This is a genomic window from Nocardia sp. NPDC050412 (assembly GCF_044458825.1).
Lineage (GTDB): Bacteria > Actinomycetota > Actinomycetes > Mycobacteriales > Mycobacteriaceae > Nocardia.
On the sequence record NZ_JBITIJ010000001.1, the window covers coordinates 448,573 to 473,697 of the forward strand.

The 25,125-nt window shown below is 66.2% G+C and carries 21 protein-coding genes; 11 read left to right on the top strand and 10 right to left on the bottom strand.

The annotated features are described in order from the left end of the window. Nucleotides 1–130 precede the first annotated feature (130 nt). Nucleotides 131–1,138 (top strand): malate dehydrogenase, encoded by a 1,008-nt coding sequence (locus ACIBI6_RS02120; RefSeq protein WP_396955040.1) that lies wholly within the window; start codon nucleotides 131–133, stop codon nucleotides 1,136–1,138. Between the two features lie 20 nt (nucleotides 1,139–1,158). On the opposite strand, the gene ACIBI6_RS02125 is transcribed toward ACIBI6_RS02120, so the two are convergent. Then, entirely contained in the window at nucleotides 1,159–1,554 is a 396-nt protein-coding gene (locus ACIBI6_RS02125; protein WP_396955041.1) for a hypothetical protein, read from the bottom strand. Nucleotides 1,555–1,612: 58 nt separating this feature from the next. Here ACIBI6_RS02125 and ACIBI6_RS02130 point away from each other — a divergent pair, with 58 nt between their 5' ends. Then, entirely contained in the window at nucleotides 1,613–2,059 is a 447-nt protein-coding gene (locus ACIBI6_RS02130; protein ID WP_396955042.1) for a MarR family winged helix-turn-helix transcriptional regulator, read from the top strand. Here ACIBI6_RS02130 and ACIBI6_RS02135 read toward each other — a convergent pair. From ACIBI6_RS02135 to ACIBI6_RS02150, 4 genes are all read right to left on the bottom strand, one after another. Next, complete coding sequence (locus tag ACIBI6_RS02135) at nucleotides 2,052–3,131, bottom strand: 2-oxoacid:ferredoxin oxidoreductase subunit beta (RefSeq protein ID WP_396955043.1); 1,080 nt, start codon at nucleotides 3,129–3,131, stop codon at nucleotides 2,052–2,054. The genes ACIBI6_RS02130 and ACIBI6_RS02135 overlap by 8 nt on opposite strands. Next, on the bottom strand, nucleotides 3,131–5,056 hold the full coding sequence (locus ACIBI6_RS02140; RefSeq protein WP_396955044.1) for a 2-oxoacid:acceptor oxidoreductase subunit alpha: 1,926 nt from the start codon (nucleotides 5,054–5,056) through the stop codon (nucleotides 3,131–3,133). Before ACIBI6_RS02140 ends, ACIBI6_RS02135 begins: the two co-directional genes overlap by 1 nt. An 83-nt stretch (nucleotides 5,057–5,139) precedes the next feature. Beyond that, entirely contained in the window at nucleotides 5,140–6,156 is a 1,017-nt protein-coding gene (locus ACIBI6_RS02145) for an Rv2578c family radical SAM protein (protein WP_396955045.1), read from the bottom strand. Nucleotides 6,157–6,187: 31 nt separating this feature from the next. Continuing rightward, entirely contained in the window at nucleotides 6,188–7,192 is a 1,005-nt protein-coding gene (locus ACIBI6_RS02150; RefSeq protein WP_364340132.1) for an NAD-dependent epimerase/dehydratase family protein, read from the bottom strand. Between the two features lie 246 nt (nucleotides 7,193–7,438). Between ACIBI6_RS02150 and ACIBI6_RS02155 the strand changes: the two genes are divergently transcribed. Both ACIBI6_RS02155 and ACIBI6_RS02160 read left to right on the top strand, forming a co-directional pair. Continuing rightward, nucleotides 7,439–7,768 (top strand): type VII secretion target, encoded by a 330-nt coding sequence (locus tag ACIBI6_RS02155; protein ID WP_364340134.1) that lies wholly within the window; start codon nucleotides 7,439–7,441, stop codon nucleotides 7,766–7,768. After that, complete coding sequence (locus ACIBI6_RS02160; RefSeq protein ID WP_396955046.1) at nucleotides 7,765–9,366, top strand: hypothetical protein; 1,602 nt, start codon at nucleotides 7,765–7,767, stop codon at nucleotides 9,364–9,366. Before ACIBI6_RS02155 ends, ACIBI6_RS02160 begins: the two co-directional genes overlap by 4 nt. Nucleotides 9,367–9,514: 148 nt before the next feature. Here ACIBI6_RS02160 and ACIBI6_RS02165 read toward each other — a convergent pair whose 3' ends face one another. Continuing rightward, nucleotides 9,515–10,036: a hypothetical protein gene (locus tag ACIBI6_RS02165; RefSeq protein WP_364340138.1), complete on the bottom strand. Its 522-nt coding sequence runs from the start codon at nucleotides 10,034–10,036 to the stop codon at nucleotides 9,515–9,517. Nucleotides 10,037–10,099: 63 nt separating this feature from the next. Continuing rightward, nucleotides 10,100–11,023 (bottom strand): neutral zinc metallopeptidase, encoded by a 924-nt coding sequence (locus ACIBI6_RS02170; protein WP_364340140.1) that lies wholly within the window; start codon nucleotides 11,021–11,023, stop codon nucleotides 10,100–10,102. A 340-nt stretch (nucleotides 11,024–11,363) separates the two neighbouring features. Between ACIBI6_RS02170 and aspS the strand changes: the two genes are divergently transcribed. Both aspS and ACIBI6_RS02180 read left to right on the top strand, forming a co-directional pair. Next, nucleotides 11,364–13,160 (top strand): aspartate--tRNA ligase, encoded by a 1,797-nt coding sequence (gene aspS / locus ACIBI6_RS02175; RefSeq protein ID WP_364340142.1) that lies wholly within the window; start codon nucleotides 11,364–11,366, stop codon nucleotides 13,158–13,160. Nucleotides 13,161–13,330: 170 nt separating this feature from the next. Continuing rightward, the gene (locus tag ACIBI6_RS02180) at nucleotides 13,331–14,299 is read left to right on the top strand and encodes a DUF389 domain-containing protein (RefSeq protein ID WP_364340144.1); all 969 of its coding nucleotides are present in this window, start codon (nucleotides 13,331–13,333) and stop codon (nucleotides 14,297–14,299) included. A 67-nt stretch (nucleotides 14,300–14,366) separates the two neighbouring features. Here ACIBI6_RS02180 and ACIBI6_RS02185 read toward each other — a convergent pair whose 3' ends face one another. Then, nucleotides 14,367–15,602 carry a hypothetical protein gene (locus ACIBI6_RS02185; RefSeq protein WP_396955047.1) on the bottom strand — a complete coding sequence of 412 codons (1,236 nt, stop codon included), beginning with the start codon at nucleotides 15,600–15,602 and terminating at the stop codon, nucleotides 14,367–14,369. Between the two features lie 193 nt (nucleotides 15,603–15,795). Between ACIBI6_RS02185 and ACIBI6_RS02190 the strand changes: the two genes are divergently transcribed. Then, a complete protein-coding gene (locus ACIBI6_RS02190) occupies nucleotides 15,796–16,965 on the top strand; it encodes a phosphotransferase family protein (RefSeq protein ID WP_396955048.1) in 1,170 nt (389 codons plus the stop codon). A 19-nt stretch (nucleotides 16,966–16,984) separates the two neighbouring features. Here ACIBI6_RS02190 and ACIBI6_RS02195 read toward each other — a convergent pair whose 3' ends face one another. Then, on the bottom strand, nucleotides 16,985–18,235 hold the full coding sequence (locus ACIBI6_RS02195; protein ID WP_396955254.1) for an RNA polymerase sigma factor: 1,251 nt from the start codon (nucleotides 18,233–18,235) through the stop codon (nucleotides 16,985–16,987). Between the two features lie 10 nt (nucleotides 18,236–18,245). After that, nucleotides 18,246–18,593, bottom strand: a complete 348-nt coding sequence (locus ACIBI6_RS02200) for a YciI family protein (protein WP_364340152.1) — start codon at nucleotides 18,591–18,593, stop codon at nucleotides 18,246–18,248. Between the two features lie 310 nt (nucleotides 18,594–18,903). On the opposite strand from ACIBI6_RS02200, the gene ACIBI6_RS02205 reads away from it, so the two are divergent. The 4 genes from ACIBI6_RS02205 to mltG all read left to right on the top strand — a co-directional run bounded on the left by ACIBI6_RS02205 (nucleotide 18,904) and on the right by mltG (nucleotide 25,124). Then, complete coding sequence (locus ACIBI6_RS02205) at nucleotides 18,904–20,250, top strand: replication-associated recombination protein A (RefSeq protein ID WP_396955049.1); 1,347 nt, start codon at nucleotides 18,904–18,906, stop codon at nucleotides 20,248–20,250. A gap of 94 nt (nucleotides 20,251–20,344) precedes the next feature. Next, nucleotides 20,345–23,011, top strand: a complete 2,667-nt coding sequence (gene alaS, locus ACIBI6_RS02210) for an alanine--tRNA ligase (protein ID WP_364340154.1) — start codon at nucleotides 20,345–20,347, stop codon at nucleotides 23,009–23,011. Further along, nucleotides 23,011–23,544, top strand: coding sequence for a Holliday junction resolvase RuvX (gene ruvX, locus ACIBI6_RS02215; RefSeq protein WP_364340706.1), 534 nt, complete (start codon nucleotides 23,011–23,013; stop codon nucleotides 23,542–23,544). Before alaS ends, ruvX begins: the two co-directional genes overlap by 1 nt. Then, nucleotides 23,541–25,124, top strand: coding sequence for an endolytic transglycosylase MltG (gene mltG, locus ACIBI6_RS02220; protein WP_396955050.1), 1,584 nt, complete (start codon nucleotides 23,541–23,543; stop codon nucleotides 25,122–25,124). The genes ruvX and mltG overlap by 4 nt, the downstream gene beginning before the upstream one ends. Nucleotide 25,125 lies beyond the last annotated feature (1 nt).

The window sequence follows — 25,125 nt, forward strand, 5'->3', positions numbered from 1 at the left end:
GCTTGTCGTTAGCTGGGGTGGTTGGATGGGTATGGCGAGGTGATTGTCGCGTAGCTCACCACTGCGGTTCGGGGGCCGTGAGAGTCGTTAGGGTGGGGATCGAGTGTCCGTCTATCGCAAGGAGTTTCTGGTGAGCACCGCTGCTCGGACCGCGCCCGTGACCGTCGCCGTGACCGGAGGTGCGGGGCAGATCGCCTACGGTCTGCTGTTCCGGATCGCGTCCGGGGCGCTGCTGGGATCCGAGACGCCGGTACGGCTGCGGTTGCTGGAGATTCCGGCTGCGGTGGCATCGCTGGAGGGTGTGGCGATGGAGCTCGAGGACGGTGCGTTCCCGCTGCTCGAGTCGATCGATATCAGTGACGATCCGTGGGTCGGGTTCGCGGGCGCGAATGTCGCGCTGCTGGTCGGTGCCCGGCCGCGCACCGCGGGGATGGAGCGTTCGGACCTGCTGGCCGCCAATGGCCCGATCTTCACCGAACAGGGCCAGGCGATCAACGCCAGCGCAGCCGACGACATCAAGGTGCTCGTGGTCGGAAATCCGGCCAATACCAACGCCTTCATCGCCATGAGCAATGCCCCGGACGTCCCGGCCGAGCGTTTCACCGCGATGACCCGCCTCGACCACAACCGCGCCATCGCGCAGCTGGCCAAGAAGACCGGCGCGCCGGCCGCCGATATCGCCCGCGTCGCCATCTGGGGCAACCACTCCGCGACCCAGTATCCGGATATCGCCCACGCCACCATCGCGGGCCGCCCCGCCCTCGACCTCGTTGACCAGGCCTGGGTGCGCCAGGACTTCATCCCCACCGTCCAACAGCGTGGCACCGCCATCATCCAGGCCCGCGGCGCCTCTTCGGCCGCCAGCGCGGCCAGCGCCGCCATAGACCACATCCACGACTGGTCCCTCGGCACCCACGCCGACGGCTGGACCTCCATGGCCGTCCCCTCCGACGGCTCCTACGGTGTCCCCGAAGGTCTCATCACCTCGTTTCCCGTCACCTGCGCGGGCGGCGAATACTCGATCGTCCAGGGCCTGGAGCTCGACGAATTCTCCCGGGCCCGCATCGACGCCAACGTCGCCGAACTCGAACAGGAACGCGATGCCGTCATCGACCTCGGATTCGCCAAGCACGTCTGACTCATGCCCGAACTCCTAGCTCAGGCTGCGACTGCGGCGGAGCGACTCCTGTCGAGGGCCAACTGACCCGCGGTGGCGAGATGAATGAGCGCAAGCGCGCTGCCGCCGACCATCATGCCCGGAATTCCCTGCGTGGCTCCGATGGCGACGTCACCGAGCTGTACCGCGCCGGAGACGGTCAGCAGCGGTAGGAGAGCCCGCTTGCTGCGGCTGGCCAGGCTGAACAGCAGCGCGGCACCCAGCGGGATCGCGCGGGCCGCGTAGGCCTGGGCATAGAGATCGAGACCGGGCGAGTCCGCGCTGCCGGATATCGCGAGGGTCGGATCGACAAGTGCCGCGACGCTGAATGCCACGGCGGCGCCCGCGCCGATCGCATTGACAATGATCGCGGATCTGCTGAGATTCTGGTACTGCATCTTTCACTCCCTAAATCATTCACACTCTGAATGGTTCAGAAACAGTATTATGCTGGCTATGAAGAACGTCAAGGCGGAAAAGCTGCCGGAGACCATCACCTTCCGGCTCGGCCTGCTGGGTGCGTTCCTGACCGATCGCTTCAGCGCCGATGTGTCGAGTCTCGGGCTGAAGCCGAAGCATGCCGGGATGCTGAATGTGTTGGCGGCCAACGGACCGACATCGCAGATGGAGATGGCACGGATACTGCGCGTCGCGCCGAGTCTGGTCGTCGCGCTGGCCGACCACCTCGAGTCCCTCGGAGCTATCGAACGGCTACGGGACCCGGAGGATCGCCGCCGTCAGAACCTGAGCATGACCTCCCACGGCCGCGCACTACTACGCAAATGCCTCGACGTCGCGCAGGCGATCGACGCCGAGACCACCGCGGACCTCACCGCGGCCGAGCGTGCCGACCTACATCGTGTCCTCGGCACGCTCGCCGATCGGCTGGGTTTGCCTAGCTGATGGTCCAGGTTTCCGAACCGTTGAGAAGGGATTGCAGCGAATCCGCTTGTACCGGGTTGCGTTCCCGCGCCATCGCGGTTTGGGTTCGGACGGCATCGTCATAGGTGGGACGGGTGACATTACGGAAGATGCCGGTGACCACGTGCCCGAGGTCCTGGTCGGACAGGCGCGAGAGCGCGTAGGCGTACTCGGGATTGTCGGTGTAGGCGTCGTGCACGATGATCTCGGACTCGTCGACCTCGTCGGTGCGCACCACCTCGAGCCCGAAACCGGCACGCACCACGGCGAATTCGCCATCAGCGCCGAAACGGATCGGCTCACCCTGGTGCAGCGGGATGAGGCGGGATTCGGCATCACCCTTGCGCAGCACATCGAAGGAACCGTCGTTGAAGATCGGGCAGTCCTGCAGAATCTCCACGAACGAGGTCCCGCGATGTTCGGCCGCGGCGCGTAGCACCTCGGTGAGACCCGCGCGATCGGAATCCAGTGCGCGCGCTGCGAAGCTGGCTTCCGCGCCGAGCGCGACCGAGAGCGTGTTGAACGGATGGTCGACCGAGCCCATCGGTGTCGACTTGGTGATCTTGCCCTCTTCCGAAGTGGGGGAGTACTGGCCCTTGGTGAGTCCGTAGATCCGATTGTTGAACAGCAGGATCGTCATATTCACATTGCGGCGCAGGGCATGGATCAGGTGGTTGCCGCCGATCGACAGCGCGTCACCGTCACCGGTCACCACCCACACCGACAGATCCGGCCGGGTCACCGCGAGTCCGGTCGCGATGGCGGGCGCACGGCCGTGGATGGAGTGGATGCCGTAGGCCTCGAGGTAGTACGGGAACCGGCTCGAGCAGCCGATCCCGGAGACGAACATCAGGTTTTCCCTGCGCAACCCGAGTTCGGCGAGGAAGCCGCGCACGGTCGCCAGGATCACGTAGTCACCGCAGCCGGGGCACCAGCGCACCTCCTGGTCGGAGGTGAAGTCCTTGACCTTCTGCGGCCCGTCCGCGGACGGCACCCCGGAGAGTCCGGTGAGACCCAGATCGGTTCCGACGAGCGAGGTTTCGACGATGGTCATCAGTTACCCCCAGTCGAGTACGTGGCCCGCGCCCGTGCCGCGAAGGCCTTATCGTGTTCCATATCTCCGATCGACCCGTCCAGTGCCGCATCGATGACCCCGACGAGTTCCTGCGCGGAGAATGCCGTGCCCGCGATCTTCGTCCACGGTTGCACATCCACCAGATACTTCGCCCGCAGCAGCATGGCGAGCTGGCCGCCGTTCATTTCCGGCGCGATCACCGTCGGGTAGCTGCGTAGTACGGCACCGAGATTGGCGGGCAATGGATTCAGATATCGCAGATGCGCCTGCGCGACCGGGACACCGCGCCGGCGGGCGCGCCGACACGCCTCGCCGATCGGGCCGAAGGAACTGCCCCAGCCGATCAGCAGCAAGTCGGCCCGCCCGTCCGGATCGTCGACCTCGAGATCGGGGACGGTGATGCCGTCGATCTTGGCCTGCCGCAGGCGAACCATCAATTCGTGATTGCCCGGCTCATAGGAGATATTGCCGCTGCCGTCGGCTTTCTCCAGTCCGCCGATCCGATGCGCGCGACCGGCGGTGCCTGGCACGGCGAGCGGCCTGGCGAGAGTGTCGGGGTCACGGGAGTAGGGCTGGAACGGTGTGCCCTCTTCGGCCTCGGGTTCGAAGCGCGGATCGATCGGCTCCAGTTCGGCCACCCGCGGAATCGACCATGGCTCAGAACCATTGGCGATCGAGCCGTCGGAGAGCAACAGCACCGGTGTGCGATAGGTGAGGGCGATGCGCGCCGCCTCCACCGCGGTGGCGAAGCAGTCGGCGGGCGAGCGCGGCGCGAGTACGGCGACCGGTGATTCCCCGTTGCGGCCGTAGAGCGCCTGCAGCAGATCGGCCTGTTCGGTCTTGGTCGGTAGTCCGGTGGAGGGGCCGCCGCGCTGTACGTCGACGATCACTAACGGCAGTTCCGTCATCACCGCGAGCCCGATGGTTTCGCTCTTGAGCGCCAGCCCGGGGCCAGAGGTACTCGTGACGCCGAGCGCGCCGCCGAGCGAAGCGCCGAGGGCCGCGCCGATGCCCGCGATCTCGTCCTCGGCCTGGAAGGTGGTGACGCCGAAGTTCTTGTGCTTACTGAGTTCGTGCAGGATGTCGGAGGCGGGCGTGATCGGATAGGTGCCGAGAAACACCGGCAACCCGGACAATTGTCCCGCGGCGACGAGGCCGTAGGCGAGCGCGGTATTGCCGGTTATCTGGCGGTAGGTGCCGGGCGGCAGTTTGGCCGGGGCCACCTCGAAGGTGGTTGCGAAGCTTTCGGTGGTCTCGCCATAGTTCCAGCCAGCGCGGAAGGCGAGCAGATTCGCCTCGGCGATATCGGGCTTCGCGGCGAACTTCTCGCGCAGGAAGCGTTCGGTGCCGCCGATCGGCCGACCGTACATCCAGGACAGCAGGCCGAGTGCGAACATATTCTTCGCGCGCTGACCGTCCTTTTTGCCGACACCGGTCGGCTCGGTCGCGCCCAGGGTGATCGAGGTCATCGGCACGCGGTGGACCACGAAATCGCTCAGCGTGTCGTCGGCGAGCGGATCGGTCGTGTAGCCGACCTTGCCGAGATTGCGTTTGGTGAACTCGTCGGTGTTCACGATCACCGTGGCGCCGCGCGGCAGATCCTCCAGATTGGACTTCAGCGCGGCCGGATTCATCGCGACCAGTACGTCGGGCTGGTCGCCCGCGGTCAAGATGTCATAGTCGGCGATCTGGATCTGGAAGGACGAGACGCCGGGCAGCGTGCCCTGTGGCGCCCGGATTTCGGCCGGGAAGTTGGGCTGGGTGGCGAGGTCGTTGCCGAATGCGGCCGCCTCATGCGTGAAGCGATCACCGGTGAGCTGCATTCCGTCACCGGAGTCCCCGGCGAACCGAATTACGACCTTTTCCAATTTCGCTGTGCCGACATCACTTTGGTCGGAAACCATATGCCTGCTTCACTTCCTCGTCCGATGGGAGGTGCCATTGGCCAACCTACTCCGCCGTGTGCGGGAATTGTTTGTGAAATGCTTTACGCGAAGAGCGCCAGCTGCGTGTCGTTGGGCAGCGGCGTCGACAGTTGTGTCTGCGGCTCCGGGGTGTGCTCGCGGATGAGGCCGTGTCGCTGGAGCAGTGGCTGCACCCGCTCGCGTAGCCAGGACGCATATTCCGGCGTCACATAGGCGCCGCGGCCATAGAGCTGGCGATAGCGCCGCACCAGAGCGGGATGCGCCTCGGCCAGCCAGCTCAGGAACCAGCCACGGGTGGCCCCGCGCAGATGCATCGGGAATGCGACCACCGATACCGCCCCGGCCTCGGCGATCGCACCGAACAGCGCGTCCAGGTGGGCGCGGCTGTCGGTGAGATATGGAATCACCGGCGCGACCATCACATTCACCTCGAACCCGGCATCGGCCAGCGCCCGCACCATCTCCAGCCGCGCCTTGGGCGATGGCGTACCGGATTCCAGGCTGCGGTGTAGATCCATGTCCAGGATGGCGATGGAGACGGCGATGCCCACCCGGACCTGGCGCGCCGCCGCGGTGAGCAGCGGCAGATCCCGGCGCAGCAGCGTGCCCTTGGTGAGAATGGAGAACGACGTGCCGGAATCGGTCAGCGCGCGAATGATGCCGGGCATCAATCGATATCGGCCCTCGGCACGTTGATACGGATCGGTATTGGTGCCCAGCGCGACTGGTTCGTGATGCCAGGACCGGCGGCCGAGTTCCTTGCGTAGCACCGCGGCGATATTGGTCTTCACCACGATCTGGGAATCGAAATCCCGCCCTGCGTCCAGATCCAGATACTCATGGGTGGGTCGCGCGAAACAGTAGCGGCAGGCGTGTGAACAGCCGCGCATCGGATTGATCGTCCAATGGAACGGTAGATTCGACGCCTCCGGCGTCTTGTTCAGCGCGCTCTTGCACAGCACCTCGTGAAACGTGATGCCCTCGAATTCGGGGGTCTGCACGGTGCGCACGAAACCTGCCCGGTCGAGACCGGGCAGGGCGCCGTCGTCGGCATCCAGGGTTTGGCTTTGCCACCGCACCCCATCAGTCGAACATGTGTTCTAAGCGGTGTCAAGCAATCTGTCGGGCGTCGGGTGCGGTGAGCTGCTTCGGATCGGCGAAGAAGGTCACCAGATCGCGCACGGTCTCCTCGATGGGCCTTGGCTGATAACCGATTTCGCGCTCCGCCTTGCCGTGGTCGACGATCGGGGCGGAGACCAGCGCGCCGAGTGCGGCCTTGGAAACGATGTCGGTCTTGAACAGTTTGCCCATCGGTGCCAACACCGGAATCAAACCGTTGACCACCTTGGGGGAGATCGAGAACTTCGGCCCCTTCTTGCCGCCGCATTCCGCCGCGATGCGGCACAGGTCGAGCATGGAGATCATCGAACCGCCGAGCAGGTAGTTCTCGCCGGTCCGGCCCCGCTCCCCGGCCAGGATCAGGCCTTTCGCGACATCGCGGACGTCGACCAGGTCGAAGCCGCCGCCGATCATCGCGGGCACCCGGCCGCGCGCTGCGTCCTTGAGGGTGCGGTTGATCCTGGACAGTGGGGTGCCGTAGTCGAGCGGCCCGAAGACGCCGGTGGGATTGCAGATCACCGCGTCCAGGCCCTGCTCGATCACCTTGCGCAGTTCGATCTCGCCCGCCCATTTGGAGCGGTCGTAGACCGGCAGGCTGGGATCGGTCGAGCGCACCGAGGACTCATCGATGCGACCGCCGCAGGTGTACTGGTTGAAGGCGTGGATGGAACTCGCGTGCACCATGCGGCGCACGCCCAGATCCAGTGCCGCCTCGGCGACGACGCGAACGCCTTCGGTATTGACCTTCCAGGCGAGGTCGTGCTGCTCGGCCAGGGTGATCACGGCGACGAGGTGGTAGACGATCTCCGCGCCCGCGAGCACGGAGCGCATGGATTCCGGATCGAGCACATTGCCGGAGACCCAGGTGACGTTCGGGTCCGTCCGTTGCTGCGGAACGACGCGATCGATTGCTGTGACCTCGTGTCCTCGTTCGACCAGCAGGCTGAGCAGATTCGTGCCAAGGTAGCCGGCTGCGCCGGTCACTGCGACCTTCATGCGATCGAGAATATAGAACTTGTTCTAATTTGCAACATGTTCCAGTTCCGTCGGGTGGCCGCGTTGGGCTCGAAACTTGCCGGTGGGGTCGGCTATATTGAGCGCAACCGCAGCGGCGCAAGTACCACCTCGCAGCTGCGCAGGGGCCCGATCGCAGCCGAGCTGCCGGGGCGGGCAGGGAGTAGATGTTGATCGACGCTATGAACACCGAACTGCAGTTCACGACGATTTGGGGGGTGCAACTCGATGGCTGATCTCTCGGTGGAAACCGATGCGGTCCGAGCATTCGCGGCGACTAATGCCGGGGTCGCTGGCGAGATCGCGGGTGCGGCCGATTTCGATGCCGTGCAGAACGTTGCCGCGCTCACGCCGGTATTCGGTCTGATCGGCGCCGACTATCTGTTGGCGTTCGCCGCTGCGCAGGTATTGCAGGCCAAGGACATCAATGAGCTGTCGGCCAAATACGACAAGCTCTCGAAGTCCGCGTTCACCGCGGCCGCCGCATTCGACACCACCGACTCCGGCAATGCGGGCGTACTGAGCGCGATCACCAACCAGGTCGGGGGCGGGGTATGAAGCCGATGGATACCGGCTCGACCGGCGTGATCGCACCCGACCAGAGCGTGGCGATCGAAGAGGCCGTGATCGCGACGCAGAACACCGCGGTCGACGCGCTGCAGAACGCGTCGCAGGGATTGAGCGATCTGTCGCTACCGCAGTTGCCCGCGGATCTGCCGCCGATCGAGGCGCCCGAATTCGTGCTCGCACGCAAGATCACCGAGGAATCGCCGCAGCTGGGGACCATACCCACGGGCATGCCGGGGCTCAACGGCAATTCGACGCCGGACGCGAGCGCGATTCTGTCCGGTGCGGTGCCGCCCGATGTGTCGCAGGCACTTACCGATGCACAGACCGCGATCAGCCATGCGGCCGCTCCGGTGTTGCAGGCGGCGCAGCAGGCGCAGAGTGCGGTGAGCAGTGCGCTCGGCGGGGCGAGTAACCAGGGGGCGGCCGCGGCCGCGGCGGCGACGAATATTCCATCCGATCCGGTCGCGGCGCTGATGCAGGGGCTGTCGATTCCCGGAATTCCCGGCATCGACACGCTGTTCCAGCCGATCCTCGAACTGCTCAACAGCTTCGGCACCGGCGTCATCGGAGCCTTCGACCCGACCGCGATTCTCAGTCAATCATCGAAGATCATCGAGGCCGCGGTATCGGTCGGCAAGGGCGGCCTGCAGACCGTCGAGCAGCTCTGGCAGGGCCAATCCTCCCGGGAGGCGCAGGCCGCGAGCAATACCGCGCAGACCCAGGGGCAGGACACCAGTCAGCGCGGTATCGATATCTCCGAACTCACCCAGCGCGCCGCCGCGGTGGTGCAGCAGGGCAATGCGCAGCTGCTCGGCATCGCGAGCGAATTCGCCACGCAGGCAACCGCACTCGTGCCGGTGGCGCTGACGCCGCCCGGTCAGGCCGCACTCATCGCGACGGCGACCGAACATCTGGGCTCGGCCGTCGCGGTCGCCAATGCCACCCGTGGTGATCTGGCGGGGAAGACGGCCGAGCTGACCGGTCTGGTGAATCAGTTGCTCGGGGCCAGCGGTTTGCCCGCGCCGCAGGAGGTCGCTCAGGCGGTCATGCAGAACATCGGTGAGCCGATCATGGAACAGGCGCAGTCGGTCGCGCAGGATGCGTCGACCAATGCCGCCGGCCTGTTGGACGGTTCCAGCACCTCCGGTTCGCCGAGCACGTCCACCACGGCGGCATCGTTCAATACCGGGCACACCACCTCGGGGAGTTCGGGCATCACCGGCATCGGAAGCCATTCCGGCTCGCCGAGCTCCTCGGGCTCGCCATCGACGCAGAAGGTGACCGGCACGCCGGGCAGCTCTGTTTCGCCCATCAGCCGGGTCTCGGGCCTGTCCGGCACATCCTTGGGCACGGGTACCTCGACCGGCGCGGCGGGCACCGGGAACTCCTTCATGGGCGGCAGCCCCGGTGCCACCGGCCAACGCGGCGGCAGTGACGACGAGCACTCGCGGAATGTGGACCCGTACCACAGCCGCACCGGCAACGACGACCTCACTGGCCCGCTCGGTGAGTCCACCCCGGATGTCATCGGCGCGACTCACCCGGATGAGCTGGTCAGCTCGGACTACGAACAGGACCAGTTCTAGTCGACAACGTTCTCCAGTGCCCCCGCTCGTCTTCTAGTGGGGGCACTGGTGTTCTGGTCGTGCGTAGGTTGCGCTACTCGGCCCGGGTGGATACCGAAGGCGCACAACGTTCCTCGTGGCTACATCGCTTCGGAGATCGAGACCCGGTTCAGTGGTCTCGGGTGAAAGCGTCGAGAAGTTTGCGGTAGAGGTCGGTGAAGCGTTTGCGGTTGGCTTGTTGGTCGGGCGTGAGGTTCTCGGTCGCGTCGGGGGCGTACATGAGCAGGTGGACGTCTTGGTCGGGCGGCGTCTGCATGAGATCGATGATCTGGGTGCCTTGGTCGGTGGCGCTGGGCATGCCGAGGTCGAGGGCGGCAAGTGATTTCGTTTCCGCCAGTGCGGTATTCAGGACGTCGCTCGGGATGGTGCCGGTGAGCCGCTGCGGTGGGGTGTCGGCGGCGCGGGTGGTGGATGCCGCGTCGGGCTGTTCGACCGCGCGGCCGTCGGCGTAGATCTGCAGCAGCGGACGCAGGTCGACCCGCTCGGACCAACCGCTCGGGATGGTCGTGAGTGTCAGCAGCGCCGTGGCGGGCTGTTGTGGTGTGTCGGCGGCCGGTTGGGCCGAGGCGAGACCCCAGCTACCCGCGAGTGCCACGACGAGAAGCAGCAGTGCCGACTTTGTTCTCCGCATGAAATCCCTATCTACGCTGTGCCACAGTCCAACTGGCGTCGATTATTGATCACTCGATGGCGATCAGCGCAATGCCGACGGGTTGTTCAGATCGGCGGCCGAGTATGTGTCGCATGCTTGGAGCTGTCCGGTCTTGTAGCCGGTGAGGAACCATTTCTGGCGTTGGTCGGAGGAGCCGTGGGTCCAGGCCTCAGGGTTGACGCGGCCCCGAGCGGCCCGCTGAATTCGGTCGTCACCGACGGCGGACGCGGCGGAGAGCGCGTCACGGATATCGTTGTCGGACAGGGCTTTCAGGAAGGGCTGGTTGGTTCCGGGGGCGGGCTGCTTATCGGCGAAGTGGGCCCAGATGCCCGCGTAGCAGTCGGCCTGGAGTTCGGTGCGCACCGCGCCGGATTCCGGGCCGCGCGGATCCTGTTGGGCCCGACCGATATCGCCGAGCAGATTCTGGATGTGGTGGCCGACCTCATGTGCCACCACGTACTCCTGGGCGAGCGGCCCGCCGCTGGAACCGAAGCGGTCGACCAGTTCCTGAAAGAAGGCGGTGTCGAAGTAGGCGGTCCGGTCGGCGGGGCAGTAGAACGGGCCGACCGCACTGGTCGCATTGCCGCATCCGGTCGAGACCGAGCCGGTGAACAGCACCAGTTTCGGCTTCGAATATTTCTTGCCGGTCTGCTGGGGCAGCTGCGCCGCCCACACCGCGTCGAGGCTCTGTGCGGTGAGCACCACCCGGCAGTCGACGTACTTATTGGCGTCCGCGCCGGTCTTGCAGTGCTCGGGCGTGCCCGCGGTGCCGGGCTGCACCGTGCTGTTCTCGCTGCCGTTCAACTGTCCGAGCAGCGAACCGGGATCTCCGCCGAGCAGCAGGCCGAGTACCAGCAGGATGAGACCACCGGCACCACCGCCGAGGGCGAGCTTGCCACCCATCCCGGGGCCACCGCCGGAAGAAGCCCGATCCGGGTCGATCTGGAGGCCTTCGTTGAAGGTCATCTGCTTCGCTTTCTGTGTTGGATTTGCGGCGCCTGCGGCGCCGCGTGTTCGCGGCCCCCCGCTGTCTCGCATCCGAGCGGCCGAGACTCGCGCCTGCGGCGCTACGCTTCGGCCACTCGGATGCGAGACGGGCCGCGAACGGCGCTCGTAAGACTCGTACCCTGGTGGGAACGTGTGCGGTACTGCCCGGTTTCGGCCCAAACCTGCGGACCGACGACCTGATGTCTACAGCTTCGCACGCGGGGCGGCGATATCGGTTTCCTCTCGGGATATGTGTCTCACTACGATGGCAACCGCACCGGATCGCCCTGCCGGTGTCACATCCGTCGAAAGGAATCCCGTGCTGCGCACCCACTTGGCTGGTTCGCTGCGAAGCGAGCACGCCGGTCAGACCGTCACCCTTACCGGATGGGTGGCCCGGCGTCGTGACCATGGTGGCGTGATCTTCATCGATCTGCGCGATGCCTCGGGTATAGCGCAGGCGGTATTCCGCGAGGGCGAGCCCGCCGCGCAGGCGCACAAGTTGCGTGCCGAATTCTGCGTGCAGGTGACCGGTGTGGTCGAGCAGCGGCCCGGCGGCAACGAGAACCCGGAGCTGCCGACCGGTTCCATCGAGGTCAACGTCACCGAACTCGAGGTACTCAACGAGAGTGCTCCGCTGCCGTTCCAGCTCGACGAGCAGCCCGGTGACGAGGCCCGCCTCAAGTACCGCTACCTCGACCTGCGCCGCGAGGCGCCAGGTAGGGCCATCCGGCTGCGCTCGAGGGTCAACGCTGCCGCCCGCGCGGTGCTGGCCCGTCATGAATTCGTCGAGGTCGAGACCCCGACGATGACCCGCTCCACGCCCGAGGGCGCCCGCGACTTCCTGGTGCCCGCGCGCCTGCAGCCGGGCAACTTCTATGCGCTGCCGCAGAGCCCGCAGCTGTTCAAGCAGCTGCTGATGGTCGCCGGTATCGAGCGGTACTACCAGATCGCGCGCTGCTACCGCGACGAGGACTTCCGCGCCGACCGCCAGCCCGAGTTCACCCAGCTCGACCTCGAGATGAGCTTTGTGCGCCAGGAGGACGTGATCCTGGTGGCCGAGGAGATCCTGGAGGAGTTGTGGAAGCTGGTCGGCTACGACATTCCGTTCCCGATTCCGCATATGACCTACGCGGAGGCGATGCGCCGCTTCGGTAGCGATAAGCCGGACCTGCGCTTCGGCGTCGAGATCACCGAATGCACCGAATATTTCAAGGAGACCCCGTTCCGGGTTTTCCAGGCGGAGTATGTGGGCGCGGTCGTGATGCCGGGTGGCGCGAGTCAGCCGCGGCGTCAGCTCGACGCCTGGCAGGAGTGGGCCAAGCAGCGCGGAGCTAAGGGTTTGGCCTATGTGCTGGTACAGGAGGACGGCACGCTCGGCGGACCGGTTGCCAAGAACCTCAGCGAATCCGAACGCGAGGGCTTGGCGAAGCATGTTGGCGCGGTACCTGGTGACTGTGTGTTCTTCGCCGCGGGTCCGGCCAAGGCGCAGCGCGCGCTGCTCGGTGCGGCGCGTGGCGAGATCGCGCGCAAATGCGGTCTGATCGATGAGAACGCGTGGGCCTTCGTGTGGATCGTGGATGCGCCGATGTTCGAGCCCGCCGCCGAGGCGACCGCGAGTGGTGATGTGGCACTTGGTCATTCGGCATGGACCGCCGTGCATCACGCGTTCACCTCGCCCAAGCCGGAGTCACTGGACACCTTCGATACCGACCCGGGTTCGGCCCTGGCCTACGCCTACGACATCGTCTGCAACGGCAACGAGATCGGCGGCGGCAGCATCCGAATCCATCGCCGCGATGTGCAGGAACGCGTGTTCAATGTGATGGGCATCGGGCACGACGAGGCGCAGGAGAAGTTCGGCTTCCTGCTCGACGCGTTCTCCTACGGCGCGCCGCCGCACGGCGGCATCGCCTTCGGCTGGGACCGGATCACCGCGCTGCTGGCCGGAGTGGATTCGATCCGTGAGGTCATCGCCTTCCCGAAGACCGGTGGCGGTGTGGACCCGCTGACCGATGCGCCCGCGCCGATCACCGCACAGCAGCGCAAGGAGGCGGGGCTGGACTTCAAGCCCGAGAAGAAGAAGGACGGCGAGGCGAAGGGCGCCGCCGAGTAGGCCGGACATTCGAAGCGTACACGCTCGGACCTTCTCTCGACCGTTCACTGGTCGGCATGATGAGTACGGTGCGGGTCGGGTTGCTGGATAGCGAGGCGGTCGCCCGAACGGTACTTTTTGGTCAGTATCGTCGATGCTTGCCGCATCGACGCTGACCATGAGGGGTCCCGTTGCTGCACTTGCGCATGATCAGCCCGCCCGAACTCACCGACAAGGTGATGGCGGTGCTGAGTGCCGACCCGGGCGTCACCCATGTGACGCTGGCGCGGGGAGTCGCCGTCGAACCCGTCGGTGATCTGATCCAGGCCGATGTCGCGCGTGAGGCCGCCAACGATGTACTCGCGGATCTGACCACGCTCGGCATCAAACACACCGGCGGCATCACGCTCGGACCGGTCGAGACGGTGATCTCCGATGCCGGCGAGCGGGCGATCGAGGCGGCGCCTGGCGATCCGACCGATGCGGTGGTGTGGGAGGAACTGCTCGCGCAGACTCATGAGGAGTCCTCGCTGACCCTGAGTTTCGTTGCCTTTCTCACCATTGCCTGCCTGCTCGCGGCCGTCGGCGTGGCCACCGACTCGCCGGTGACGATTGTCGGTGCGATGGTGGTCGGGCCCGAATTCGGGCCGCTGGCAGCCTTTTCGGCGGGGTTGTGGCGACGCGATTTCCGGCTCGCCCGCAAGTCGGCGGTCGCGCTGCTGGTGGCATTTCCGGTGGCGATGCTCATCACGATGTTGGCGACATTGCTGTGGGAGCAGTTCGGCTGGATCACGTTGACCGGAGTGGAAGCCATCCAGAATGTCGACTTCATCTATGAGGTCGGGCCGTTCTCATTGGTGGTCGCACTGCTCGCGGGTGCTGCGGGCATGCTGGCGGTGGTGACATCGAAATCGGCGGCACTGGTCGGGGTGTTCATCTCGGTGACGACCGTTCCCGCGGCCGGATTCGCGGTGATCGCGGCAACTTTGGGGCAGTGGCACATCGCGTTCATGTCGGCCGGGCAGCTCGCGGTGAACCTGGCCGGCATCGTCACGGCCGGGGTGCTCGTGCTGGCACTGCGCCCGCGCGCGGGTAGCGAGGGCGGCCCGATCGCACGGTTCAAGCAGTGGTGGTGGATGCGGTCGCTGTCCGCGAAGTGACCGCCAATTCTGTTGCGGTGGCCGGGTTCCGGTGTGCTGAGAGCCGACGCGCGCGGCGCACCGAATGCTAGGTCACGGACACGGTGCCGCCGGTGAGCGCTCGGTAGGCGTAGGTCACCGCGATCGTGCACACCGGCCCGGCCACCAGAAGCCCGAAGCCGCACAGCAAAGTGGCGACAAAAGTGATGACCAGCACCGCGAGGGCGAGTAGCAGCACCTGCCCGATATTGGCGATGACCAGCGTCGCGCTGGACTTGATCGCGTCGAATGGATTCTGTTCCTGATCGACGACGAAGTGCAGCGAAAAAATGCACAGGAATCCGGCGATCAGACCGGGTACGAAGCACAGCGCGGCCCCGATCCAGGTGAGCACGAAGGCGAGCAGGGCTGTCAAGAGGACATTTCCCGCATTCACGAATTGGAAGTAGGACGCGAAAGTCGGTTTGTTGCCATCGGTTTCATAGAGCGCGCCGCGGATCATAGCTGCCTGCAGCAGCCAGATCGCGACCATGACCACGAGGAAGGTCAGCAACAGACTGAACAGCGAATTCGGTTGCACGACCTGGACGATGAGTACGAAGGCGAAATAGATGATCACGCCGACCGCGGTAACAGCCAGCCAGGGGCCGAAATTCGCGCGGAACTTCTCCCAGCCGTAGCTCAGGGCATTGCCGACGTCGAGGGTGGTGGGTGTTCCGGGGGCGGATTGATAGCCGTAGGTCGGCGCGCCGGGCTCGGAGCCGGGCGGCATAGCACCGGTGGGAGGCGTCGTGCCGGCCGGCGGCATGGCGCCGGGTTGTGTTGCGCCAGGCGGCATTGCGCCGGGAGGTACGGCACCGGGCGGCATTGCGCCGGGCTTCGCCAAGCTGGGCGCTGCTGCGCCAGCCGGTTCGAAGCCGGGTTGCATTGCGCCAGGTGGGGCGGCCCCCGCAGGCGTTGCGGCAGCTCCGGGCGGGGACATCGTTGCGGGATGTGCCGTGCCGGGACCGGTTCCCGGCGGACCGTAGCTGGGTTGTCCCGGTTGTCCCGGTTGTCCCGGCGCGCCGACCGGCGGTGGTGGTGGCTCCAGCGGTTCACTGCCGTACTGTGCCGCGCCGGGACCCTCGAACTGTGGGTAGCCAGCGGGCCCGGCCATCTCGTGCCTGCTGTGTTCGCTGCTCGTTTGTGTCGGTTGTGGATCGGCACTTTCGTGCTGACCCGGACGCGCGGCGAATTGTTCGCCACTGCGCTCGTCGGGTGCGCCGCCGCTCGGTTCGGGCGAGCCAGTTGGTTCGTTCGGCTTGGGCGACGGTGAGTCGGACATTGTCTGCAGACCTTTCGACGCAACTGGTTTGCGGTGTGGCGCACGGCAGTTGACGATGAGAAAACCGGACAGCCGCAATGGTGTCAAGCAAGCAGCGCCTGTTCCGCAACCTTGACGCAGACACGCCGAACGACGCGGAAAGGTTGTGTAACCGCTCGCTAGAAGTGACCCGGTGCGAGTAGCTTGATTAGCGATGACCGCACTATTGGCCGAACGCGCCGCCGAAGTCGTGTCCGCAGCACAGCAGTTGCTCACAAAGCGAATGGGTGCTCCGGTAAAGCTGAGCGATCCGATGGAACTCAGCGGTAGTGGTAGGACGACGGTCCTACGCGTGCGTGTTTCAGAGAACGCCTACTCCCTGCCCCGGACGCTCATCGTCAAGCAGGTTCGCGGATCCGCGGCGGACCGCACGACGGGTGGTCTAGCGCCCGGCGTCGCCAGCATCGACTCCGCATTTCTGCGCGAGGCCGTGTCGTATCAGTTCACCACCGCGCTCAGCCGGGATCAGCGGCCCGGCGCATATCTGATCGCGCACAGCCTCCCGGACCGGCTGCTCGTCCTGAGTGATCTCGGGGAGAACTCCCGGATGACGCAGGTGTTGCAATCCGGTGTGGAGCTGGCGACGCGCAACGCGCTCATGGCCTTCGCGCAGGCACTGGGTCGGATGCATGCGGCGACCGTCGGGCGCGAAGCGGATTTCGTCGCGCTGCTGCGGCGGGTGGATGTGGTGCACCGGGTCGATGGCATCGCGCAACAGGCCGAGGCCGCCATCTCCGAGGTGCCCGGCATGCTGCAGCGCGAACTCGGTATCGAGGTCCCTGGTGAGATCGCCGAGCGGATCGTTCGAGGCAATCGTCTTTTCTCCGCGGGGCGCTTCCGGGCATTCAGCCCCTCGGACCTGTGCCCCGACAATGTGATCCTGAATGAAGAGGGCGCGCGCTTCCTCGACTACGAATGGGGCGGCTACCGCGACGCCACCCTCGATATCGCCTACGCGCTGGTGTCCTTCCCCGGCTGCCTCTGCGACTTCGAACTGTCCCGCGATCGTGCCAAGCAAATGGTCGATGCGTGGCGCGCCCAGGTCGTCGGTGTCTGGCCCGCACTGGCCGACGACGCTGTGCTCGCCGAACGCATCCTGGAAGCTCGCCTCATCTGGGTCTGGCTCACCACCTACTGGTTCCTGCCCGCCGACCACACCCGCATCGCCGCCGCCCGCGAACACGGCCTGTCCGTTCCGCGCTCGGAAGCCCTGATCAACCGCTGGGCCGCCTTGGCGGAAGACGCGCGCTGCACCGGGGACGACGTAGTGGGTGATTTCGCCGAGGATGTGTCGGCGATGCTCGAAGAGCGCTGGTCGGAATAGGTCAGGAGACCTCGCGCTGCTACTCGGCGGTGAGCTCGGATAGGCGCGATTCGAGGTGGGCTCGTTCTATGGTGTTTTCGGTCAGGAGTAGCGCGGATTCGTAGGCTCGGGCTGCTTCGGTGGTGCGACCCAGCTGGGTCAGCAAGGCCGCGCGAGAGGCTTCGAGGTAGCCGTAGGTGGCGAGGGATGGTTCGGTGGCGAGTTCGTCGAGCAGGTCGAGGGCTCGGGTCGGGTTGCCGGAAAGGCCAACCGCCACCGCATGATTGAGGCGCACCACCGGCGACGGCCAAATTCGCAGTAGCAGTGCGTACAGGCCGGTGATCTCACGCCAGTCGGTTTCCGGCCAGGACGGTGCCTCATCGTGCACGGCGGCGATGGCGGCCTGCAGAGTGTATCGATCCGTATGTGGCAGAGCGGTTTTCACCAAGGCGATGCCCTCGGTGATGGCCTCACGATCCCAGCGGGAGCGGTCTTGGTGTTCGAGGGTGCACAGTCGGCCTTCGGTATCCACGCGGGCCTCGCGTCGTGCGTCGGTGAGCAGGATCAGGGCCAGCAGGCCGGTGACGGAAGGGTCGTCCGGGACCAGCGCGTGCATCATCCGCGCAAGTTGGAGCGCCCGTTCGATCAGATCGGGGCGCACCAGCGCGTCACCCGAGGGCGCGGTGTGACCGGTGGTGAACAGCAGATGGATGACCGCGCAGATGGCGTCGAGGCGGTCGGGGAGTTCGCGCACCGATGGCACCCGATACGGAATGCGTGCCACCGCGATCTTCTTCTTGGCGCGCGTAATGCGGGCCGCCATGGTCGATTCGCTGGTGAGGAAGGCGCGGGCGACCTCGGCGGTGGTGACACCGCAGACCAGTCGAAGTGTCAGTGCCACTTGGGCCTCGCGGCCCAAAGCCGGGTGACAGCAGGTGCTGATCAGGCGCAACCGGTCGTCGGGGATGGCGGATGCCGAATCCAGTCCCGCGAGTGCGAGATCGGCGGTGTCCTCGGCCTGGTCGGTGATCAGCATGGGCAGTGTGCGCCGCAAGGTGGAGTCGCGGCGCAGCAGGTCGAGGCCGCGGCGGCGGGCGACAGTGGTCAACCAGGCGCCGGGTTTCGCCGGAACGCCGTGCGCGGCCCATTCGGTGAGCGCACGCGCATAAGCGTCCTGGACGCATTCCTCGGCGAGGTCGAAGTCGCGGACCAGCCGCACCGTCGCGGCGAGCACGAAGGCCCATTCGCGACGGTGCGCCTGGTCGACAGCGGCGACCGCATCGGTGTCGATCGTCACAGGTCTAGTCGAAGGTCATGATCGGACGCACCTCGACACCGCCGAACCGGGCGGGTACTTGCTTCGCCACTGCGATCGCGGCGTCCAGATCCGCGGCCTCGATCAGGTAGTAGCCGCCCAGCGCCTCCTTGGCCTCGGCGAATGGGGCATCGGTCACGGTGAAATCGCCGTTGTCGTTCTGCCGGATGGAGGTGGCGGTGGCGGTCGGTTGGAGTGCGTTACCGCCTTGCACCGCGTCGCCCGCGATCTCCTGGAAGGTCACGTGCGCCTGGTAGACCTCGCCCATGACCTGCTCCGATGCGCCCGCGTACGCGCTTTCGTCCTCGTAAATCAGCACCAGGTACTGGCTCATGATCTCGCTCCTTCGGGTTCGGCCGACCCGCCGATCGGGCCGTCGTATTCGTTCCGACGAGCGAGCTCGGCGGAAATCGACAAACCTGTCGCGAGAAAAATTCTGCTCCTGGAATCGCGTGGAGTCTCGCGAGTCGCGCCGATGCGGACCCGAGCGGCACACCCACGGTCGTAATGGCTCGGTGGTCGCCGGTTCCAGCCGCAGGAATACCAGCGGCGCGATCATCACCGAATTGCCGACGAGCTTGCACCGCACAGGCAAACCGGTACACGCCCCGGAGCTGTCGGTCCCCCTCGGTAACGTGCTCGGTGTGAGCGAAGGCTTATTCGACGTGCCCGGCGACGAGGTGCCGACCGGACACTCCATCGACAGTGTGGTGCGCCGTGATGCCGGTGCGCCGCTGGCGGTGCGGATGCGGCCCGCGACATTGGACGAGGTGGTCGGCCAACAGCATCTGCTCGGACCCGGCTCACCGCTGCGGCGGTTGATCGAGGGTTCGGGCGCGGCGTCGGTGCTGCTGTACGGGCCGCCGGGAACCGGCAAGACGACGCTGGCCTCGCTGATTTCGCAGGCCACCGGTCGTCGCTTCGAGGCGCTGTCGGCCTTGTCGGCCGGTGTGAAGGAGGTGCGCGCGGTCATCGATGTGGCCCGCCGCCGTCTCACCGCGGGCGAGCAGACCGTGTTGTTCATCGACGAGGTGCATCGCTTCTCCAAGACCCAGCAGGACGCATTGTTGGCCGCGGTGGAGAACCGGATCGTGCTGCTGGTCGGCGCGACGACAGAGAATCCATCGTTCTCGGTGGTGTCGCCGCTGCTGTCGCGTTCGTTGGTGCTGCAATTGCAATCGCTCACCGCGGCCGATATCCGGCTGGTACTCGACCGTGCCCTCACGGACCCGCGCGGTTACAACGGCGCGTACACGGTGACCGAGGCCGCGCTCGAGCACATCGTGCGGATCGCGGGCGGTGACGCGCGCCGGGCGCTCACCGCGCTGGAGGCATCGGCGGAGTCCTCCTTGGACGGTACCGTCGATGTGGATCTGGTCGAGGCCAGCGTGGACAAGGCCGCCGTCCGCTACGACCGCGCGGGTGACCAGCACTACGACGTGGTGAGCGCCTTCATTAAATCCATCCGCGGCTCGGATGTCGATGCGGCACTGCACTATCTGGCCCGCATGCTCAGTGCGGGCGAGGATCCCCGCTTCATCGCCCGCCGCCTGGTGATTTCGGCGAGCGAGGACATCGGCCTGGCCGATCCGATGGCGCTGCAAACCGCGGTCGCGGCCGCGCAAGTGGTGCAGCTGATCGGCATGCCCGAGGCCCAACTCACCCTGACACACGCGACAATTCACCTGGCCACGGCCCCCAAATCCGGTGCCGTACCTGCCGCGCTCGGCGCCGCCCTCGCCGATATTTCGGGGGGCAAGGCGGGTGCGGTCCCCGCCCATCTGCGCGACGGCCACTACGCGGGAGCCGCCGCCCTCGGCAACGCCCAGGGCTACAAATACCCGCACGACGACCCGGATGGCGTGCTGGCTCAGCAGTATCCGCCCGACGAAATCGTCGGCCGCGACTACTACACGCCCACCGACCACGGCGTCGAACGTGATATCCAACGTCGTGTCGAGAAGTTGCGCAGAATCGTCCGAGGACGATAAACGCTCAGACGGTTTCGGGTCGGCCGTGCCAGCGGACGTGGACCACCCCGGGCGCTGAAAAAGGGGATGCGGGACACCGGTAGGCTGGATATCTGTGCAGACCCACGAGATCCGACGGCGATTCCTGGACCATTTTGTCCGTGCCGGACACACCGAGGTGCCCAGTGCCTCGCTGATCCTGGCCGACCCGACCCTGTTGTTCGTCAACGCGGGCATGGTTCAGTTCAAGCCGTATTTCTTGGGCCAGGAGGCGCCGCCGTTCCCGCGCGCGACCAGTGTGCAGAAATGCGTCCGCACCGGCGATATCGAAGAGGTCGGCGTCACCACCCGGCACAACACCTTCTTCCAGATGGCGGGCAACTTCTCCTTCGGTGACTACTTCAAGCAGGACGCCATCACCCTCGCTTGGGAGTTGATCACCAAGTCGCAGGAGGACGGCGGCTACGGTTTCGATCCCGAGCGGATCTGGGTGACGGCCTACGAATCCGATCCGGAGGCCGCCGAGATCTGGCACCGGGTCGCGGGCATCCCGAAGGAGCGGATCCAGTTCCGCGACGGCAAGGACAACTACTGGGATATGGGCGTGCCCGGTCCGGGCGGCCCGTGTTCGGAGATCTACTACGACCGCGGCCCCGAATACGGCAAGGACGGCGGTCCGGTCGCCGACGAGGACCGCTACCTGGAGATCTGGAATCTGGTCTTCATGCAGGACATCCGCGGTGAGCAGAGCCCCAAGCTCGGCTACCCGCCGGTCGGATCGCTGCCGAAGAAAAACATTGATACCGGTATGGGCGTCGAGCGCATCGCGCTGCTGCTGCAGGGCGTCGACAACGTCTACGAGACCGACCTGCTGCGCCCGATCATCGATAAGGCCGAGGAGTTGACCGGCCGGTCCTATGGTGTCGAACACGAGGACGACCGGCGCTTCCGCGTCATCGCCGACCATGCCCGCACCTCGGCCATGCTGATCGCTGACGGCGTCAACCCGGGCAATGAGGGCCGTGGCTACGTGCTGCGCCGCCTGCTGCGCCGGATCGTGCGCTCGGCCCGGCTGCTCGGTGCGGACAAGCCGGTGATCGGCGAATTCATGAAGGTCGTCAGCGAGCTGATGTCGCCGTCGTATCCGGAACTGGCCACCGACTTCGCGCGGATCGAGAACGTCGCGGTGGGCGAGGAGACGGCGTTCCTCAAGACTCTGAACACCGGCTCGCGGCTGTTCGCCGACGCCGTGGACGAGGTTGCGGCCAAGGGCGGCAAGACAATTCCGGGTTCGGACGCCTTCAAACTGCACGACACCTACGGCTTCCCGATCGAGCTGACCCTGGAGATGGCGGCCGAGGCCGGACTGTCGGTCGACGAGGAGGGCTTCCGCTCGCTCATGGCCGAACAGCGCAAGATGGCCAAGGAGGATGCCCAGGCACGCAAACACGGACATGCCGACCTGTCCATCTACAAGGAGTTGGTCGACCGCGGCGCAACGGAATTCACCGGCTTCGATGAGCTGACCTCCGAAGCGCACGTCCTCGCCCTGATCGCCGACGGCGTGCGGGTGCCGACCGCCACCATCGGCCAGGACGTCGAGGTCATTCTGGACCGCAGTCCGCTCTACGCGGAGTCCGGTGGTCAGATCGCCGATCGCGGCACCATTACGGCGCAGGGCCTCAAGCTGCGCGTCAACGATGTGCAGAAGATCGCCAAGAAGCTGTGGGTGCACAAGACCACGGTGGAACAGGGCCAGATCACCGAGGGCGATGTCGTACTCGCCCAGGCCGATCCGGCCTGGCGCCAGGGTGCCACCCAGGGCCATTCCGGCACGCATATGGTGCATGCCGCGCTGCGGCAGGTGCTCGGTCCGAACGCCGTGCAGGCCGGTTCGCTGAACAAGCCCGGCTATCTGCGCTTCGACTTCAACTGGCAGGGCCAGCTCTCCGAACAGCAGAAGGCCGATATCGAGGCCGTCTCCAATGACGCGGTCGGCTCGGACTTCCCGGTGAACACCTTCGTCACCGATCTGCCCAAGGCCAAGCAAATGGGCGCGCTCGCGCTGTTCGGCGAGAACTACGGCGACGAGGTGCGCGTGGTGGAGATCGGCGGACCGTTCTCGATGGAGCTGTGCGGTGGTACGCACGTCCAGCATTCCTCGCAGATCGGCCCGATCACCGTGCTCGGCGAATCGGCGATCGGTTCCGGCAAGCGACGCGTTGAGGCCTTCGTCGGCCTGGACTCCTATAAGTATCTGGCGAAGGAGCGTGCGCTGCTGGCCGGTGTCGCGTCCTCGCTGAAGGTGCCTTCGGAGGAGGTGCCCGCGCGCGTCGAGCAGCTCGTGGAGCGGCTGAAGGTGGCCGAGAAGGAGCTCGAGCGCACCAAGATCGCCGCGGTGCTCGCATCGGCGGCGAAGTTCGTCGCGGAGGCCGAGCGGGTCGGCAGCGTGCTGCTGGTGGCCGCCGCCGCACCCGAAGGCGTCACCGCCGGTGACCTGCGCACCCTCGCCACCGATATCCGTGGCCGGTTCGGCACCGAACCGGCGGTCGTGGTGCTGCTCGGCAATGCCGATGGCAAGGTGCCCTTCGTTGTGACGGTCAATAAGAGCGCGCAGGATCTCGGCTTCAAGGCCGGAGATCTGGTCGCCAGCTTCGGCCCGAGCATTTCCGGTCGCGGTGGCGGCAAGCCGGAGATGGCGCAGGGTGCGGGTTCGGACCCCTCGGGTATCGAAGTGGGTCTGGCCTCGGTCCGTGCTCGGGTGGCCGAACTGGCCGGGTGATGGGCGACTCGGAGAGTCATCGTCCCTCGCCCGACACCGATCCCGGCCGCGGCAGGCGGATCGGTATCGATGTCGGCAGTGTCCGAATCGGGGTCGCCTCCAGCGACCCGGACGGCATGCTCGCCACGCCCGTGGAAACGGTGGCGCGCGCGAAGCCGAATAAGCGGGCGCCTGGACCGGCAAGCGACATTTCCAGAATTGCCGAAATTGTGCGGGAGTACGAGGCCGTCGAGGTCATCGTCGGTCTGCCACGGACATTGCGCGGGGAAAAAGGCACTGCCGCCGATGCGGCGATGCTATTCGCGGAGCGTTTGCGCGCAGTCATAGCACCCGTGCCTATCCGACTTTCCGACGAACGTTTGACTACGGTGTCAGCTGCACGTGCATTGCGGGACAGTGGAGTTCGCGCGCGTGGCCAGCGGCAGGTGATCGATCAGGCGGCCGCCGTAGCGATCCTGCAAGGATGGTTGGACGAACGGAGTGCGGTGTTGAAGTCGGCCGAAGCGGCGTCTGAGTCCGGAGACGGTGCATGACGGATCGATGGACGCGAGCCGAGGAACGTTTCCGTCAGCGCGAGGCTGAACGGCGTTACCGGCGAAACGACCAGGCATGGGAGGACTACGACGACGACACCACGGTCATTCCGCGCTACACCGACGACGAAGATCACGACGAGGCACTCGCGGCCGAGCGTTCGCGGCGCGCGGCCCCGCAGCGAGCCGAGCGCGGCGACGAACCCCGGCGCGGCCGTCCACAGCGGGCCGAGGGTGCGCCGCCGCGGCGGTCCCGCGGTGACGGGTTGGGTGGCGGGCGCTCGGGTGCCGCGTCCGCGCGCTCCGGCCGCGGCAGGTCCGAGCGCGGCGGGAGTCGGGGAGAGGAGGAGCGTGCGGAGTCCCGCTCCGAGCGTCAGCGCAGCGCGCCCTCGCGCGGCCGACGGTCCCGGGCGGCCTCGCGCAAGGCGGCCGAGCGCAAGAAGCGCCGCCGGAATCTATGGCTGATCGGTGCGCTGTTCGTGGCGCTGTTCGCCGGGGCCGCAGTATTCGCGGGGATGAAAGTGGTCAAGATGTTCGGCGCGCCCGAGGATTTCGCGGGTCCAGTGGGACCGCTGGTAGTAGTGCAGGTGCATTCCGGCGACACCTCGAACCAGATCGCGGACGAGATGCAGAAGAAGGGCGTCGTCGCGAGCAGCGAAGCCTTCTTCCAAGCGGCCGTGCGCAATTCGAATATGAATTCGGTGCAGCCCGGCTACTACGCGATCCCGAGTCACAGCCCGTCCACGCAGGCGGTGACGGCGCTACTCGGCAAGAGTTCCCGGGTCGGCAATCTGGTCGTCTCCGAGGGACGGCAGTTGCACGACCAGCAGGATGTGAATACCGGCTCGCGCAAGGACGGCATCTACCGCAAGATCGCCGACGCCAGCTGTGTCGGCACCGGTACGAATCAGAAGTGCATCACCTACGACCAGCTCGATGCCGCCGGTGCGGGCGCGGATCTGACCGCCCTCGGCGTGCCGAGCTGGGCGGAGCAGCGGGTGCGTGACGTGCCCGACCGCAGCAGGCAGCTGGAGGGGCTGATCGCCGCGGGCACCTGGGATTTCGATCCCAGCGGTACGCCGGAGCAGATCCTGAAGCAGCTGGTGGGTGCGAGTTCGCGCAGCTACGAGTCGACCGGTCTGTTGCAGTCGGGCGCGGAGACGAAGCTGAATCCGTACCAGACCTTGATCGCCGCCTCGCTGGTGGAACGCGAAGCGCTGCCGCAGGATATGGGCAAAGTGGCGCGGGTGATCGTGAACCGGCTCGAGGTCAACCAGCCACTGCAGTTCGACTCGACGGTGAACTACGCGCTGGACCGCACCGAAGTCGCGACCACCGACGCCGACCGCGGCAAGCGCACGCCGTGGAACACCTACGCCATGCCGGGACTGCCCGCGACTCCGATCTCCGCGCCCTCGTTGAATGCGATGCGCGCCGTGGAGAATCCGGAGCCGGGGACGTGGTTGTACTTCGTGACCGTCGACAAACAGGGGACCACTTTGTTCACCGAGAGCTACAGCGAACATCTGCGCAATATCGAAAAGGCCAGGCAGAGCGGAATTCTCGACAGTGGGCGGTGAG

What these genes read in the sequence shown, in the direction of transcription:
- ACIBI6_RS02125 (WP_396955041.1), bottom strand. Translation starts at nt 1,554, where the DNA reads ATGCAGTACCAGAATCTCAGCAGATCCGCGATCATTGTCAATGCGATC.
- ACIBI6_RS02130 (WP_396955042.1), top strand. Translation starts at nt 1,613, where the DNA reads ATGAAGAACGTCAAGGCGGAAAAGCTGCCGGAGACCATCACCTTCCGG.
- ACIBI6_RS02135 (WP_396955043.1), bottom strand. Translation starts at nt 3,131, where the DNA reads ATGACCATCGTCGAAACCTCGCTCGTCGGAACCGATCTGGGTCTCACC.
- ACIBI6_RS02140 (WP_396955044.1), bottom strand. Translation starts at nt 5,056, where the DNA reads ATGGTTTCCGACCAAAGTGATGTCGGCACAGCGAAATTGGAAAAGGTC.
- ACIBI6_RS02150 (WP_364340132.1), bottom strand. Translation starts at nt 7,192, where the DNA reads ATGAAGGTCGCAGTGACCGGCGCAGCCGGCTACCTTGGCACGAATCTG.
- ACIBI6_RS02155 (WP_364340134.1), top strand. Translation starts at nt 7,439, where the DNA reads ATGGCTGATCTCTCGGTGGAAACCGATGCGGTCCGAGCATTCGCGGCG.
- ACIBI6_RS02160 (WP_396955046.1), top strand. Translation starts at nt 7,765, where the DNA reads ATGAAGCCGATGGATACCGGCTCGACCGGCGTGATCGCACCCGACCAG.
- ACIBI6_RS02165 (WP_364340138.1), bottom strand. Translation starts at nt 10,036, where the DNA reads ATGCGGAGAACAAAGTCGGCACTGCTGCTTCTCGTCGTGGCACTCGCG.
- ACIBI6_RS02170 (WP_364340140.1), bottom strand. Translation starts at nt 11,023, where the DNA reads ATGACCTTCAACGAAGGCCTCCAGATCGACCCGGATCGGGCTTCTTCC.
- ACIBI6_RS02185 (WP_396955047.1), bottom strand. Translation starts at nt 15,602, where the DNA reads ATGTCCGACTCACCGTCGCCCAAGCCGAACGAACCAACTGGCTCGCCC.
- ACIBI6_RS02190 (WP_396955048.1), top strand. Translation starts at nt 15,796, where the DNA reads ATGACCGCACTATTGGCCGAACGCGCCGCCGAAGTCGTGTCCGCAGCA.
- ACIBI6_RS02200 (WP_364340152.1), bottom strand. Translation starts at nt 18,593, where the DNA reads ATGAGCCAGTACCTGGTGCTGATTTACGAGGACGAAAGCGCGTACGCG.
- ruvX (WP_364340706.1), top strand. Translation starts at nt 23,011, where the DNA reads ATGGGCGACTCGGAGAGTCATCGTCCCTCGCCCGACACCGATCCCGGC.
- mltG (WP_396955050.1), top strand. Translation starts at nt 23,541, where the DNA reads ATGACGGATCGATGGACGCGAGCCGAGGAACGTTTCCGTCAGCGCGAG.